The sequence below is a fragment of the Shinella sp. H4-D48 genome (assembly GCF_022637395.1).
Taxonomy (GTDB): Bacteria; Pseudomonadota; Alphaproteobacteria; order Rhizobiales; family Rhizobiaceae; genus Shinella; species Shinella sedimenti.
Genome location: NZ_CP093337.1, coordinates 2,009,271 through 2,024,150 on the forward strand (window position 1 = coordinate 2,009,271; position 14,880 = coordinate 2,024,150).

Annotated in this window: 18 protein-coding genes; 7 read left to right on the plus strand and 11 right to left on the minus strand. The window is 61.7% G+C overall.

The window, feature by feature from the left end; all coding sequences use genetic code 11:
* Window positions 1–110 precede the first annotated feature (110 nt).
* From MNR02_RS09850 to MNR02_RS09870, 5 genes are all read left to right on the plus strand, one after another.
* The gene (locus MNR02_RS09850) at window positions 111–722 is read left to right on the plus strand and encodes a hypothetical protein (RefSeq protein WP_241946687.1); all 612 of its coding nucleotides are present in this window, start codon (window positions 111–113) and stop codon (window positions 720–722) included.
* A gap of 105 nt (window positions 723–827) precedes the next feature.
* The gene (locus MNR02_RS09855) at window positions 828–1,820 is read left to right on the plus strand and encodes an endonuclease/exonuclease/phosphatase family protein (RefSeq protein WP_241946688.1); all 993 of its coding nucleotides are present in this window, start codon (window positions 828–830) and stop codon (window positions 1,818–1,820) included.
* Window positions 1,821–1,881: 61 nt separating this feature from the next.
* Window positions 1,882–2,052: a hypothetical protein gene (locus MNR02_RS09860; protein ID WP_241596158.1), complete on the plus strand. Its 171-nt coding sequence runs from the start codon at window positions 1,882–1,884 to the stop codon at window positions 2,050–2,052.
* Between the two features lie 13 nt (window positions 2,053–2,065).
* Window positions 2,066–2,716: an alpha/beta family hydrolase gene (locus tag MNR02_RS09865; RefSeq protein WP_241946689.1), complete on the plus strand. Its 651-nt coding sequence runs from the start codon at window positions 2,066–2,068 to the stop codon at window positions 2,714–2,716.
* Window positions 2,717–2,858: 142 nt separating this feature from the next.
* A complete protein-coding gene (locus tag MNR02_RS09870; protein WP_241596163.1) occupies window positions 2,859–3,173 on the plus strand; it encodes a DUF1883 domain-containing protein in 315 nt (104 codons plus the stop codon).
* On the opposite strand, the gene MNR02_RS09875 is transcribed toward MNR02_RS09870, so the two are convergent.
* Together MNR02_RS09875 and MNR02_RS09880 are read right to left on the minus strand one after the other, a co-directional pair.
* Window positions 3,170–4,483 carry a replication-associated recombination protein A gene (locus MNR02_RS09875; protein ID WP_241946690.1) on the minus strand — a complete coding sequence of 438 codons (1,314 nt, stop codon included), beginning with the start codon at window positions 4,481–4,483 and terminating at the stop codon, window positions 3,170–3,172. The two genes, MNR02_RS09870 and MNR02_RS09875, sit on opposite strands and share 4 nt — an antisense overlap.
* On the minus strand, window positions 4,480–5,883 hold the full coding sequence (locus MNR02_RS09880) for a DegQ family serine endoprotease (protein ID WP_371746657.1): 1,404 nt from the start codon (window positions 5,881–5,883) through the stop codon (window positions 4,480–4,482). Before MNR02_RS09880 ends, MNR02_RS09875 begins: the two co-directional genes overlap by 4 nt.
* A gap of 199 nt (window positions 5,884–6,082) precedes the next feature.
* Between MNR02_RS09880 and msrP the strand changes: the two genes are divergently transcribed.
* Together msrP and msrQ are read left to right on the plus strand one after the other, a co-directional pair.
* Complete coding sequence (gene msrP, locus MNR02_RS09885; RefSeq protein WP_241946691.1) at window positions 6,083–7,024, plus strand: protein-methionine-sulfoxide reductase catalytic subunit MsrP; 942 nt, start codon at window positions 6,083–6,085, stop codon at window positions 7,022–7,024.
* A complete protein-coding gene (gene msrQ, locus MNR02_RS09890; protein ID WP_241946692.1) occupies window positions 7,024–7,683 on the plus strand; it encodes a protein-methionine-sulfoxide reductase heme-binding subunit MsrQ in 660 nt (219 codons plus the stop codon). The genes msrP and msrQ overlap by 1 nt, the downstream gene beginning before the upstream one ends.
* On the opposite strand, the gene MNR02_RS09895 is transcribed toward msrQ, so the two are convergent.
* From MNR02_RS09895 to rpmD, 9 genes are all read right to left on the minus strand, one after another.
* Window positions 7,684–8,874, minus strand: a complete 1,191-nt coding sequence (locus tag MNR02_RS09895) for a GGDEF domain-containing protein (protein ID WP_241946693.1) — start codon at window positions 8,872–8,874, stop codon at window positions 7,684–7,686.
* 164 nt (window positions 8,875–9,038) lie between these two features.
* Entirely contained in the window at window positions 9,039–9,464 is a 426-nt protein-coding gene (gene rplQ / locus MNR02_RS09900) for a 50S ribosomal protein L17 (protein ID WP_134649061.1), read from the minus strand.
* Between the two features lie 139 nt (window positions 9,465–9,603).
* Window positions 9,604–10,614, minus strand: a complete 1,011-nt coding sequence (locus MNR02_RS09905; protein ID WP_134649060.1) for a DNA-directed RNA polymerase subunit alpha — start codon at window positions 10,612–10,614, stop codon at window positions 9,604–9,606.
* A 100-nt stretch (window positions 10,615–10,714) separates the two neighbouring features.
* The gene (rpsK, locus tag MNR02_RS09910; RefSeq protein ID WP_023513823.1) at window positions 10,715–11,104 is read right to left on the minus strand and encodes a 30S ribosomal protein S11; all 390 of its coding nucleotides are present in this window, start codon (window positions 11,102–11,104) and stop codon (window positions 10,715–10,717) included.
* A 241-nt stretch (window positions 11,105–11,345) separates the two neighbouring features.
* On the minus strand, window positions 11,346–11,714 hold the full coding sequence (rpsM, locus tag MNR02_RS09915) for a 30S ribosomal protein S13 (RefSeq protein WP_134649059.1): 369 nt from the start codon (window positions 11,712–11,714) through the stop codon (window positions 11,346–11,348).
* A 228-nt stretch (window positions 11,715–11,942) separates the two neighbouring features.
* Complete coding sequence (locus MNR02_RS09920) at window positions 11,943–12,527, minus strand: adenylate kinase (protein WP_241596177.1); 585 nt, start codon at window positions 12,525–12,527, stop codon at window positions 11,943–11,945.
* The gene (gene secY, locus MNR02_RS09925; RefSeq protein WP_241596181.1) at window positions 12,524–13,864 is read right to left on the minus strand and encodes a preprotein translocase subunit SecY; all 1,341 of its coding nucleotides are present in this window, start codon (window positions 13,862–13,864) and stop codon (window positions 12,524–12,526) included. The genes MNR02_RS09920 and secY overlap by 4 nt, the downstream gene beginning before the upstream one ends.
* Window positions 13,865–14,179: 315 nt before the next feature.
* On the minus strand, window positions 14,180–14,659 hold the full coding sequence (gene rplO, locus MNR02_RS09930; RefSeq protein ID WP_241596184.1) for a 50S ribosomal protein L15: 480 nt from the start codon (window positions 14,657–14,659) through the stop codon (window positions 14,180–14,182).
* Between the two features lie 13 nt (window positions 14,660–14,672).
* Window positions 14,673–14,876 (minus strand): 50S ribosomal protein L30, encoded by a 204-nt coding sequence (rpmD, locus tag MNR02_RS09935; protein ID WP_119258419.1) that lies wholly within the window; start codon window positions 14,874–14,876, stop codon window positions 14,673–14,675.
* Window positions 14,877–14,880: the final 4 nt, after the last annotated feature.

A 14,880-nucleotide genomic window follows, 5' to 3' on the forward strand; every position in this document is an offset into this window, starting at 1 on the left:
GTTACGTAAAATCGGTCGACTAGCACTTTCGCTTGGCGCGCAACCACTACCTGGCCATGTACACGCACTCAACCCAATGCTACCCTGAATAGGCAATGGGGAGCGCGCTAATGACGGGAAAGAAGACGGCTCATACGGGGTGGCATTTCATACTGACGACGAACGGGTGGCATTGGGAATTGTTTGACGAGAACGGCAATTGGATCGGTCGGTCCATCATGTCGTTTCCAACAAAACAAGCCTGCTATGAAAACGCGCTTGCGCATAGCAGGGCGAAACGGCCTTTCATTGAGCGGGAGAAGGACCTCACACACGAAGAAGAGCGCGATCGCCGTAATGATCTTCATGCCTTCCGCAGTTGGTTTGCCATGAAACAACAGGCCTTCTCCGCCGGATTCGCTGAGGGTAGCGAATCGTCAGCCGAGCGTCACGGCGTCGGTGAAGAAGAGACATGGTATGTTTACATACTGTCGTCAGGCGCAAGCGATCTGTTGCTGTTAGAGGCGGAAAACACGCTGGAGCCGCACGTAAACAAGGCGAAGAACGGCTCCGCCGCCAAGCACGCGAAGGTACTGGTGTGGTGCGAATGGCATGACAGTAAGGAAAGCGCCATGAACCGTCTGAAGGAGATGCGGAAATGGTCGCGGCAGAGGAAGATCGGTTTCATCGAGGCATCCAATCCCGGCTGGAACGACATCTCTGAAAGCTTCGCGGCGCGGTAGCCGACTAGGTTGTCATTGCGGTGCAGGATTGCACGGGCTACATGCGAACGTCCCGTTACGGGGAATCGCCTTATGGCGAATCCCGTGATGCAGAAGGAACCGCCGATGCCCACAGCACCGCGCAAGGGAGCGATCGCCCTCGCCTACCGTGTTTTCGTCCTGCCGGGCGTCATTGTCTATCTTTTCGCCGTCAGTACCGTCGTGCTTGCCGCCGACCGCTTCTGGCTGGTCGATCTTGTCACCTTCGCCTGGCCCTACGTTGTCGCCGTCGGCGTGCTGCTGACTGTCGCGGCCTTGCTGACACGCCGCGTCAAGGCTATCGCCATGGCGGTGATCGGCCTTGCGGTCGCGCTCCTGCCGGCCGCGGACGTGCCGACCGCCCGTGCCTCCTCCGCGCAAGGCGGCATCAAGGTGATGACGGCGAACATCTTCGGCGACAATATCAAGGATCGCGCCGCCTTCCTTGCCCTGTTGAAGCAGGAGCGGCCCGACGTCGTCGTTCTCGAAGAGACCAGTCCCGCCTGGGAGCGGCTCATTTCGTCATCCGGCCTTTATCCCTATGAGAGCAGCACCGAAGCGATGCTGCGGGACGCGCTGAAAGTCTATTCGACCCTGCCCATCCGCGCTGAAACGGAACTGAAGCGCGCCGTCACCGAGCCTCAGGCCTACAAGCAGCCACTGCGGCTCGAGCTCGATCTCGCCGGCAAGCCGCTTTTTCTCTATGCCTTCCATCCGGAAACGCCGCGCCGGCTCTGGCAGTGGCGCGACCGCAATGCCTATCTCTCGGCCGCCGCCGATGCGGTGAAAGGCGATCTGGAACGGGCGCCGGTGATTGTGGCCGGCGACTGGAACACACCAACCTGGTCGCCCTTCTTCCGCACCTTCCTCCAGCAATCAGGTCTGGCTTCCACGGCGGATGGTTGGCTGCAGCCAGTCACGCGCTTTACCATGAAGCTCGAGGCCTTCGCCTATGTCGGCGCCACCATCGACCACATCGCCGTTTCACCGGACATCTTCCTGCGCAAGCACCGTGTCGGTCCGGCCTTCGGCTCGAACCACCGGCCAGTCATCGCAGAACTGACGCTGCCGCAGACCTGAGACCTCGTCGCGCCGAAAAAATACGCTATCTTGTCAGGGTAGCCGAAACGAGGAGACGACGATGACGACCAAGAAGGACAGCCCGAAAACCTCGCTCGAACAGGAACGTGCCCGGCAGAAGGAAAAGAGCCCGAAGGCCGAGCAGGACGACTATCTGGAGGAAGCGCTGGAAGAGACCTTTCCGGCGAGCGACCCGATCGCGCCCGGTGATGTGAAGGATCACGCCAAGTGAGTGGAGCCGCGGCGTGAACGGCAGTTTTCTCTTCACCGGCCCGGACGACGCGCCGGTGACACTGCTCCTGGCCCATGGCAGCGGAGCACCGATGGACTCGCCGGCCATGAATGCGGCTGCCGAGGCGCTGGCGGCGCAGGGCCTGCGTATCGCGCGGTTCGAATTCTCCTACATGGCGGCGCGGCGCACCAACGGCAGCCGTCGGCCGCCGCCCAAGGCAGAGACACTGAACCCGGAGTTCCGCGCGGCCGTTTTGGCGCTCGGCGCGAACGGCCCGCTGGTCATCGGCGGCAAGTCGATGGGTGGGCGCGTCGCCAGCATGGTGGCGGACGATCTCCATGCCGCCGGCATCGTCGCAGGTCTGCTCTGTCTCGGCTATCCGTTCCACCCGCCGGAAAAGCCGACGCAGTTGCGCACCGCCCACCTGATGACGTTGAAGACGCCGACGCTCATCTGCCAGGGCACGCGCGATCCCTTCGGCACGAAGGAAGAGGTTTCGACCTATGGCCTGCCCGAAAGCATCCGCCTCTTGCGGCTCGAAGACGGCGATCATGACCTGAAGCCGCGCAAGTCTATTTCCGGTTTCTCCGCCGCCGACCATCTCGCCACGATGGCAAGGACGGTAAAAGAGTGGACCGAGACCCTCCGACACCCGGCCAAATAAAGCTGAGGGACTGATTCAACGGTTTGACGAATTGAATCCGCTTTTCCATGCAAGGCTTTGAAACGCTATCCATTTTCGAAAAAGGGAACATTAACCGGGCTGTGCCAGAATGTTGGTTCCATCCCCCAAAGTCGGGCAAGCCATGACGCACAGCTTTGCTTATACGCACTACGACCTCGACATGCAGCGCAGCGGAACGGTCATAGAGATCACGCTGTCAGCCGTCGCCAATGTGCGCCTGATGAGCCATGGCAATTTCGACCTGTTCAAAAATGCCCGTCAGCACAAGTTTCTCGGCGGCGTGGCCAAGCAATCGCCGATCCGGCTGAAAATCCCGCAGAGCGGGCACTGGCATATCGTGGTGGATATGGAAGGGCATCCGGGCAAGGCGCAATCCTCGATCAAGATCGTGCCGAAAGGCCCGGAAAAGCCCGCGCAACGCTTCAACGCCGCCTAGCTGCAGCCGCGCTCGTGGCGCAGCTTCGCCCACCATTCCAGCCGCTTGCGAAGCTCGCGCTCGAAACCGCGCTCCGGCGGATTGTAGAAGGTCCTGCGGCCCATCTTCTCCGGGAAATAATCCTGGCCGGAAAAGGCATCCGGCTGGTCATGGTCGTAGAGGTAGCCGTCGCTATAGCCCTCCCCCTTCATCAGCTTGGTCGGCGCGTTGAGGATGTGCTTGGGCGGCAGCAGCGAACCGTTCTCCTTCGCCGCGCGCATTGCGGATTTGTAGGCGGTGTAGACGGCATTCGATTTCGGCGCAGTGGCGAGATAGACGCAGGCCTGCGCCAGCGCCAGTTCGCCCTCCGGCGAGCCCAGGAAATCATAGGCGTCCTTGGCTGCATTGCACACGACGAGCGCCTGCGGATCGGCAAGGCCGATATCCTCGACGGCCATGCGCACCATGCGCCGGCACAGGAACAGCGGATCCTCGCCGGCATCCAGCATGCGGGAGAGATAGTAGAGCGATGCATCCGGGTCGGAGCCGCGCACCGCCTTATGCAGCGCTGAAATAAGATTGTAGTGGCCGTCCTGCGACTTGTCGTAGACGGGCGCGCGGCGCTGCACGATGCGAAAGAGATCGTCCTGCCCGAAGGTCTCGCCGGCGCGCGCGGCGCGCCACACCTCTTCGGCCAGCGTCAGCACGGCGCGGCCATCGCCGTCCGCCATGCGCAGGAGCGACGCACGCGCCTCCTCATCGAGCGGAAGCGGCTTTTCCTCTACCGTCTCCGCCCGTTTCAGAAGCTCTTCGAGACTTTGCTCGTCATGGGGCTTGAAGGTCAGTACGCGTGCCCGCGACAGAAGCGCCGCATTCAGCTCGAAGGACGGGTTCTCGGTCGTCGCACCGACAAGCACGATGGTGCCGTCTTCCATGACAGGCAGGAAACTGTCCTGCTGGGCACGGTTGAAGCGATGGATCTCGTCGACGAAGAGCAAGGTCTGGCGGCCGCCCATACGACGCGCTCGCGCCGCTTCGAAGACCTTCTTGAGGTCAGCCACACCGGAGAAGATCGCGGAGATCTGCTCGAAGGCGAGCCCCGTCTCCCCGGATAGCAGTCGTGCGACCGTTGTCTTTCCGGTGCCGGGTGGCCCCCAGAAGATCATGGAGCCAAGTGAGCCAGCCTCGATCATGCGCGAAAGCACGCCGTCCGGCCCGGTCAGATGCGCCTGGCCGGAGACTTCGCCCAGCGTGCGCGGACGCAGGCGGTCGGCCAGAGGCCGTTTTGCCGCCATGTCCTCGGGTTCACGCGGGGCGAAGAGATCGCTCATCGGAAGAACTGACGAATGCGCTGGCCGTCACGCTCGATCTCGACGCGCCAGAAGGAGGGGTTTTCCTTGACGAGCGCTTCCAGCGTCTCCGTCGTCGACACGGCCGTGCCGTTCAGCTCGATAACGATATCGCGCGGCTGGAGGCCGATGCGGGCGGCGGGAGAGCCGCGATTGACTTGCGTGACGACGACGCCTGTCGTGGTCTGGTTTGTCGGCATGCGAAGCTCATCCGCCACGCGCGGGGAGAGATTGGCGATCACGGCGCCCGAGAAGGGATTGCGTCCCTCGATCAGGCGCTCGTCACGCGGGGTTGTTTCGGGTGCGCGGTCGAGGGCAAGTGTCAGTTCCTCCTGCTTGCCATTGGCGATGACGGTGATTTTCGCCGTACCGCCGATACCGACCGTCGTCAGACGGTAACCCAAGGCATCAGGGTGCTCGACGGCAATGCCGTTGACGGCGGTGACGACCTGCCCCGGCTTCATTCCGGCCTTCTCTGCGGGGCTTCCAGCCTGAACGCGCGAAATGAGCGCGCCCCGCGCGCGGTCCAGGCCGAGCGCCTCGGCGACCTCCGATGTCACTGCATCGAAGGTTGCACCGATGAACGGGCGGTCGAAGGTAGCGTTTCCATGTTCAGCGCTTGCCACGAAAGTCTTCACCAGATTGGCGGGAATGGCGAAGCCCACGCCATTGGAGCCACCGCCACGCGAGAAGATGGCGGTGTTGATGCCGATCAGTTCCCCATTCATGTTGACGAGACCGCCACCGGAATTGCCAGGGTTGATCGCCGCGTCCGTCTGGATGAAGAAGCCGAAGTCGCCGGAGCGAACCTGGTTGCGGGCCAGCGCCGACACGATACCGCTCGTCACCGTCTGGCCGACGCCGAATGGGTTGCCGATGGCAAGAACCAGATCGCCCACCTGAACCACATCGCTGTCGCCGAGCGGCAGCGTGGAGAATTTCGCATCGCCCTTGATCTTCAGCACCGCGAGGTCGATCCGCTCGTCCTTGAGGACGACCGTGCTTTCGAATTCCCGGCCATCCGCCAGCGCGACCTTGATGTCGCTGGCCCCTTCGATGACGTGATTGTTGGTCACCACGATGCCGTTGGCGCCGACGATCACGCCCGAGCCGAGCGAGGACTGCTTTTCACTGCGGTTGGGCATGCGCTGGCCGAAGAACTCCTCGAAGAAGGGATCGCCTTCGAAGATGGAGCGGCGTTCGACCGACCGTTCGGCATAGACGTTGACGACCGCGTTTTCGACCTTCTTGACGAGCGGTGCGAAAGACAGCTGCATCTCCGTCCTCGACTGCGGGACGGTGCGCTCCTCTGCCGTGGCTGGCGTGACAAGCGCCAGCGCCACGAAAAGCGGGGCGGCAAACAGCATTCTGGCTTTCGACATGGGCGAGTCTCCTTCGTTTGCGCGTCAGGTTCAGATAGGATTTCGGGGGAAAAAAGGCAAACCGGGCTTGGTACTGCGCTCACGGCCTCTCACGGGCCGCGCACGTAAATGTGGTTGCAGAAAAAATCACCGCCATTGAAACAACTTTGTCCGCCGTTACGTAGGTATCAGGGAATACAATCGAACGGATCGAGTCCCCATGTCAGTCTATCGCCCTCCCCGCATTCCCGCCTCGGAGATTACGCCCGAGAACTGTTTTCTTAACCGCCGCGCCTTCATCGCCACGGCGGCCGGTGGCATGCTGGCAGCGACTGCCGCACCCGCCTTTGCCTCGGCGTTGAAGGCGTCGGAGAGCCGCTACACGGTCGATGAGAAGCTGACGCCCGAAAAGGACGTGACGACCTACAACAATTTCTACGAGTTCGGCCTCGGCAAAGGCGATCCAGCGGCGAACTCCGCAAACTTCAAGCCCACCCCCTGGACCGTGAAGGTAGACGGCCTCGTCGGCAAGCCCAAGGAATTCGGTCTGGAGGAGCTGCTCGCCATGCCGCTCGAGGATCGCGTCTACCGGATGCGCTGCGTCGAGGCCTGGTCGATGGTCATTCCCTGGGTCGGCTTTCCGCTCGCAGCCCTGCTCGACAAGGTGGAGCCGCTCGGCGACGCGAAATATGTCGCCTTCGAAACGGTCGTGCGGCCGGAACAGATGCCGGGACAAGCGGGCTACTTCCAGTCGCTGCCCTGGCCATATGTCGAAGGCCTGCGGCTCGATGAGGCCCGCAATCCGCTGACGCTGCTTTCGGTCGGCGTCTACGGCAAGACGCTGCCCAACCAGAACGGAGCGCCCATCCGGCTCGTCGTTCCCTGGAAATATGGTTTCAAGGGCATCAAGTCGATCGTCAAGATCACGCTGACCGACAAGCAGCCGCCATCCACCTGGAATATTTCCGCGCCGAACGAATACGGCTTCTATGCCAACGTCAATCCGAAGGTGGATCATCCGCGCTGGAGCCAGGCGACTGAAAACCGCATCGGCGAAGGCGGCTTTTTCGGCGCCAACCGCCGCCCGACTCTGCCGTTCAACGGCTATGCGGAAGAGGTGGCGAGCCTGTATTCCGGCATGGACCTGCGGGCGAACTTCTGATGCCCGCCGCCATCCCCGCGCTGCCTCGAAAATACCATGCGGCCTCGATCTGGCTGCTCTACGCCGTCGGCCTCCTGCCGGCGGCATGGGGCTTCTGGCTTGGCGCCACCGGCGGGCTCCCTGGAAACCCGGTCAAGGAGTTCGAGCACCTTCTTGGCCTCTGGGCGCTGCGCTTCCTCGTGGCGACGCTCGCCATCACGCCGCTGCGAGACCTGTTCGGCATCAACTGGATCCGTTATCGCCGCGCTCTGGGCCTGTTGGCCTTCTGGTACGTGCTGATGCACTTCCTTACCTATATGGTGCTGGACCAGTATCTGAACTTCGCGGCGATTATCGACGACATCGTCCGGCGCCCCTTCATCACCATCGGCATGGCCGCATTCGTGATGCTCATTCCCTTGGCGTTGACGTCGAACAACTGGTCGATCCGACGGCTGGGGCCACGCTGGGTCAAACTTCACAGGCTCGTCTATGTCATTGCCGCCGCCGGTGTTCTTCACTTCGCCATGTCGGTCAAGGTCGTGGGGCTGGAGCCTTGGACCTATATCGCGCTCGTTGCGCTGCTGCTGCTGTACCGTTTTCTGCGTCCGATCCTGCGGAACCGAACTCGCGGCAGACGGACAAACGCCACCCTGCCGGGGCGTGAGCGATCGGCCTGATCAGCCGCTCATTTCATCGCGCACGACGAAAAGCCGCGGGCCTGCCGCTGGCTGGCCGCCGTCCGCGGCGTTGCTGACAACCCGGTTGCGGCCGCTGCTCTTCGCCAGATAAAGCAACCGGTCTGCGCGGCTGATCGCTTCGTGGATCGTGTGGTCTCCCGCCGCCGTGACCGATATGCCGAAGCTTGCCGTGATCGGCCGGTCGATGCCGATGCCGCTCAAGTCGCGTTCCCCCAGCGCGATGCGGACGGTGTTGGCGAGCATATGCGCGTCCGGAAGGCGGCAATTCGGCAAGTAAGCGATGAACTCCTCCCCGCCGAAGCGGGCAACGGCGAGGCCGGGCCACGACACCGCCCGCAGGAGACGCGCGACCTCGCGGATCGCCTCATCGCCAGCAGCATGGCCGAAGTGATCGTTGATCGACTTGAACCAGTCGATATCGGCGACGATGATTGCCGCGTCGTTCTTCGCCGACCGGCCACCTTCGCCGATGAACTGTTCGAAACCGCGCCGGTTGAGCAGGCCTGTCAGCGGATCCTCCTCAGCATCCCTCCTGTGACCATCTAGGACACGCAACGCGACGGAAGCGAGCGCGGTGAGTGCCAGAAGCAGCGCCCCGATGGTGGATGTGATCTGCATCACATACGCATAGGACGAGCCGACGAAGGCATCGATGGCGGGCGAACCGGCCATGTAGAAGAACACCAGCGTCCGGACGACCGTCTCGAGTACCACGAAGATGGCGGCGGCGAACAGTGCCTTTTCCACCGGAGCACGCAAGCGCAAGCGTACGGCTACCATCGCCACGACCAGCAGAAGGCCGCAAGTGATATCGCTCAGGAAAAGTTCGTAGCGAAGGCTATCGACACCAAGAACCGCCACGGCCATGCCGGCGTAACCGAGCATGGCGATGGCACCCCGCAGTGCAAACATCCGCGGTGCGTTGAAGTGGCAGATAAGAGCGTGGCTGTAGAAAAGGAACGCACAGACAAAAAGCGCATCCGCCGCCAAGGCAACCGCCGCCACGGGCAGGACAGCAAGAAGCAGCGGCGCGAGGAAGCCAAGGGCAGCGCAGAGATAACCGCCGCCCCAGAAGAGAGCCGCACGGTTGCCGTAACGGGCAACGACGAGGAACGCGACGCCAAACAGGCTGAGGACCACTGGCAGCAGGAAAGCGAAGTTCTCGTCCATCACCCGAACTCGATTGAATTTTCGCGCGCAGCCTAGCCGACAGGACTGAAAACACTGCCTAAGGACATGGTTTACGAAATGCTACTGATACGCAAAATCCCTGAAATACAAAAAGCCGGACGCTCGCGCGTCCGGCTTCGGATCGTTCCTTGGAACGGATCAGATCATGCGGCTTCGGCAGCTTCGGCTTCAGCAGCGACGCGGGCCTTGTCGGCTGCGCCCTTGGCATCGACGTCGCGCTCGACGAATTCGATGACAGCCAGCGGAGCGTTGTCGCCATGGCGGTAGCCGGCCTTCATGATACGCAGATAACCGCCGTTGCGGTTGGCGTAACGGGTTGCGATCGCGTCGAACAGCTTCGAAACGACGGCAACGTCACGGATCTGCGAGATCGCCTGACGACGAGCGTGCAGGTCGCCGCGCTTGCCGAGGGTGACGAGCTTCTCGACGATCGGACGAATTTCCTTCGCCTTCGGCAGCGTGGTGACGATCTGCTCATGCTGGATGAGCGAAGCAGCCATGTTGGCGAACATCGCCTTGCGGTGGCTGGCGGTACGGTTGAGTTTGCGACCGGAATTCTGGTGGCGCATCTCGGTTCTCCTTCACATGCAGGCAGTTGCCTGCCGTTTGACGGGGCGCATGTCCATCTCGCGTGCCGCGAGACCATGTCCATACGCGTTGATCTTGCTGAGGCCAGCCTTGCGCGCCCCGGAAGGGGCGCGTGCGGCCTCAGTACTGGTCTTCGTAACGCTTGGCGAGATCTTCGATGTTCTCGGGCGGCCATGCAGGCACTTCCATGCCGAGGTGCAGGCCCATAGAAGCGAGAACTTCCTTGATCTCGTTAAGCGACTTGCGACCAAAATTCGGAGTGCGAAGCATTTCGGCTTCGGTCTTCTGAATGAGATCGCCGATATAGACGATGTTGTCGTTCTTCAGGCAGTTCGCCGAACGGACGGACAGTTCCAGTTCGTCGACCTTCTTGAGGAGCGCCGGATTGAACGCCAGTTCCGTGACCGATTCTTCCTCGGCTTCCTTCTGCGGCTCGTCGAAGTTGACGAAGACCGAGAGCTGGTCCTGAAGAATGCGGGCCGCGAACGCAATTGCATCCTCGCCCGTGACGGAACCGTCGGTTTCGATGGTCATCGTCAGCTTGTCGTAGTCGAGAACCTGGCCTTCACGGGTGTTTTCCACCTTGTAGGACACTTTCTTGACCGGCGAGTAGAGGCTGTCGACCGGGATGAGGCCGATCGGTGCGTCTTCGGAACGGTTGCGGTCAGCCGGGACATAGCCCTTGCCGTTGTTGACCGTGAACTCCATACGGATCTCCGCGCCCTCGTCGAGGGTGCAGATGACATGCTCGGGGTTCAGGATCTCGATGTCGCCGACCGTCTGGATATCACCAGCCGTAACGACGCCCGGACCCTGCTTGCGCACGACCATACGCTTCGCGTCATCGCCATCCATCTTGATGGCGATTTCCTTGATGTTCAGCACGATGTCCGTCACATCTTCCCGGACGCCCGGGATGGAGGAGAACTCGTGCAGGACGCCGTCGATCTGCACGGCGGTGACAGCCGCACCGCGCAGCGACGACAGGAGAACGCGCCGCAGCGCGTTGCCGAGCGTCAGGCCGAAGCCACGCTCCAGCGGCTCGGCAACAAGGCTTGCCTTGGTGCGGCCGGAGGAGGTGAACTCCACCTTGTTCGGCTTGATCAGTTCCTGCCAGTTTTTCTGGATCATATGTTTTGCCTTCCGTTCGCCGCCACCATCCAATCGTGGCGACCGAGCCCTGAAGTTCTGGAAAAGCCGACCGGCTTTTCCAGCAGTTCGAATGCGATGATCAGACGCGACGCTTCTTGCGCGGGCGGCAACCGTTGTGCGGGATCGGGGTCACGTCGCGGATGGACGTGATCATGAAGCCGGCAGCCTGGAGGGCGCGCAGAGCCGATTCGCGACCCGAACCCGGACCGCAGACTTCGACTTCCAGCGACTTCATGCCGTGTTCCTGGGCCTTCTTGGCGCAGTCTTCGGCAGCGATCTGGGCAGCGAACGGGGTCGACTTACGCGAGCCCTTGAAGCCCTTGGCGCCGGCCGACGACCAGGCAATGGCGTTGCCCTGTGCGTCCGTGATGGTGATCATCGTGTTGTTGAACGAAGAATTGACGTGAGCAACACCCGAGGTGATGTTCTTGCGTTCGCGACGGCGGACGCGTGCGGCTTCCTTGGCCATGGGTAGTCCTTTCGTTGATCTCGACACCGCCGTAATGCCAGCGGCTCCACCGGGTCGGGGCAGCACCCCTTCCCTGAATAACAATTGCACGCAGCCATCAGGCAAAGCGTGCGGCGATATCGTCACTGCCGTAACACCAGCAGCTCCACCGACCAGGACCCTGACATCAGGCAAGCCCCTGCTCGAAACTCAAAAGAGGCCGGCGCGAAGCGCCAGCCTCCCGTTCCCCGTTTCCGGGAAATTACTTCTTCTTGCCTGCGATGGCCTTGGCCGGGCCCTTGCGGGTACGGGCGTTCGTGTGCGTGCGCTGACCGCGAACCGGAAGGCTGCGGCGGTGACGCAGGCCACGGTAGCAACCGAGGTCCATGAGACGCTTGATATTCATCGAGGTTTCGCGACGCAGGTCACCTTCGACCTGATAGTCACGATCGATTGCTTCACGGATCTGCAGGACTTCTGCGTCCGTCAGCTGGTGAACGCGACGATCAGCCGGGATACCGACCTTCTCGATGATTTCCTTTGCAAACTTCGGGCCGATCCCGTGGATATAGGTCAGCGCGATGACTACGCGCTTTGCAGTCGGGATGTTGACGCCAGCGATACGTGCCACGCCTGTTCTCCTTGCTTCCAGTTGCCATCCGGCAAGTGGTCTTCTTCATTTGAAACGGCTTCGAAAGCCGCAACGCTCAATCGATGTTCGGTACGCACCAAAAGGACCGCACCCGGACTTCTCATCTGGAAATCCGCGCCGATCGCAATGGCATGTCGCGAGTTGGCGCTGTCTTAAGGGGAATCGGCCGAAAAAGTCAACTCCCCGGCCGTTCCTTTTTGCCTGATATCAGGCACTCTCGAGGATTCCGTCGATCTCGGCGGTCACCTTGTCGACATTGGCCATGCCATCGACGGTCTGAAGCTTGCCGGTCGAGGCATAATAGTTCGACAGCGGCGCGGTCTTCTCACGGTATTCGGTCAGCCGGCGCTTGAAAGATTCGGCATTATCGTCGGAGCGGACGGTGCCGCCCGCAGCGATGGTTTCGGCGACGCGATTCTCCATGCGCTTGACCAGCGCATCCTCATCGACCTTCAGCTCGATGACCGCATCAAGTGCGATACCCTTGCCGGCCAGGATCCCATCGAGGGCTTCGGCCTGCGGAACCGTGCGCGGATAGCCGTCGAGGATGAACCCCTTCGCGCAGTCCGGCTCGGCGATTCGGTCGGACACGATCTCGTTGACGATCGCATCCGAAACCAGCTGGCCGGCATCCATGACGGCCTTGGCGCGCTTGCCGACATCCGTCCCGGCGGCAACGGCCGCGCGGAGCATGTCCCCCGTGGAAAGCTGCGGGATGCCGTACTTCTCGGTCAGCAGCTTGGCCTGCGTCCCCTTGCCGGCACCCGGCGGGCCCAGAAAAATCAGTCTCATCGTCCCCTCTTACCTCCACGCAACTTCGACTTCTTGATCAGCCCTTCATACTGCTGGGCGATCAGGTGGCCCTGTATCTGTGCTACCGTATCCAAGGTCACGCTGACAACAATCAAAAGCGATGTACCACCAAGGTAGAAGGGCACACCTGTCTGAGCGATGAGAATTTCAGGAAGAATACAGACGAACATCAGGTAGGCAGCGCCGATGACCGTAATACGGGTCAGCACGTAATCGATATATTCAGCGGTGCGCTCGCCGGGGCGGATGCCCGGGATGAAGCCGCCGTGCTTCTTCAGGTTATCGGCCGTGTCCTTCGGGTTGAAGACGATGGCCGTGTAGAAGAAGGCGAAGAAGGCGATCATGGCGGCATAGAGCGCCATGTAGAGTGGGCGGCCATGGCCGAGCGAGGCGATGATCGACGTCGCCCAGGCGGGCAATTCCGACGTGTTGGAGAAGCCAGCAAGCGTTGCCGGCAGAAGCAGCAACGAGGAGGCGAAAATGGCCGGGATAACGCCAGCGGTGTTCAGCTTCAGCGGCAGATGCGAGGTGTCGCCCTGGAACATGCGGTTGCCGACCTGTCGCTTCGGATACTGGATCAGCAGGCGGCGCTGGGCACGCTCGACAAAGACGATGAGCGCGATGACGCCGACAGCCATGACGACGACGGCGATGACGACGCCGATCGACAGCGCGCCTGTGCGGCTGAGTTCCAGCGTGCCGGCCAGCGCGCCGGGCAGCGCGGCGACGATGCCGGCGAAGATGATCAGCGAAATGCCGTTGCCGATACCGCGCGAGGTGATCTGCTCACCCAGCCACATCAGGAACATGGTACCGCCGAGCAGCGAAATGACCGTGGAAATGCGGAAGAACCAGCCCGGATCGTTGACAAGCCCTGCCCCGCTTTCGAGGCCCACCGCAATGCCATAGGCCTGCAGCGTGCCGAGCAGCACCGTGCCGTAGCGGGTGTACTGGTTGATGATCTTGCGGCCTTGCTCGCCTTCCTTCTTCAGCTGCTCGAGCGAAGGAACAACCGATGTCATCAGCTGCACGATGATCGACGCGGAAATGTACGGCATGATGCCGAGCGCGAAGATCGCCATGCGCTCGACGGCGCCACCGGAGAACATGTTGAAGAGACCGAGAATACCGCCGGACTGGCCGCGGAAGGCCTGCGCGAAAGCATCGGGGTTGAGGCCCGGCAACGGAATGTAGGTGCCGAGACGATATACGAGCAGCGCGCCCAGCGTGAACCAGAGACGCTTCTTCAGGTCTTCCGCCTTGGCGAAAGTCGAGAAGTTCAAATTAGAGGCAAGTTGTTCCGCTGCCGAAGCCATGCATTTCTCCGCGTAGCCAATCCGGCGGCGGCGACGCCCGGCCAGGTCCGAAATGGCTTATCCGTTGGCATTCGCGCCCTGCCCTCCCCGGGCAATGCGCATATGCTGAAATTGGTCGTGCCCTTTTGCCGTTGCGGCAAATCGGACGGATGGAGCCTAAACCGGTTGAAACGCGGATTGTCAAGCAATCCCGGCCTCACCCTGGTTTTTCTTCCGGACAACAGCGGAGAGACAATTCCCGGCCGTCGTTGTGAGGCTCACATATGGGAGCAAAATCGCCCGGTGTGAAGCACACCGGGCGATTATTTCGTGGAATTATTCGGCAGCTTCGGGGGCTGCGATCAGCAGCTTGATCGAGCCGCCGGCCTTTTCGATCTTCTCCACCGCCGGCTTGGAAGCGCCAGCCACTTCGAAAGCGACCTTGGCCTTCAGTTCGCCGTCAGCGAGGATGCGAACGCCGTCCTTGATGCGGCGGATGACACCGGCAGCCTTGAGGGCTGCAGCATCAACCGTTGCCTTGCCGTCGAGCTTGCCGGCGTCGATGGCCTTCTGAACGCGCTCCAGCGAAACGACGTTGAAGTCGGACGAGAAGATGTTCGTGAAGCCGCGCTTGGGCAGGCGACGGTAGATGGGCATCTGACCGCCTTCGAAGCCGTTGATGGCAACGCCCGAACGAGCCTTCTGACCCTTGACACCGCGACCACCGGTCTTGCCCTTGCCGGAACCGATACCGCGACCGAGGCGCTTACGGTTCTTCGAAGAGCCTTCGTTGTCCTTGATTTCATTAAGTTTCATGATCTTGTCTCCCTCACTTCTCGTCGACGACGCGGACGAGGTGCTGGACGGCGCGGATCATGCCGCGGACAGACGGCGTGTCTTCCAGCGTACGGACCCGGTGCATCTTGTTAAGGCCCAGGCCGACCAGCGTGGCGCGCTGAACAGCCGGACGGCGGATGGGGCTGCCGATCTGCTCGACAGTCACCGTCTTCTTGGCGGTTTCTTTCTTAGCCATGGAT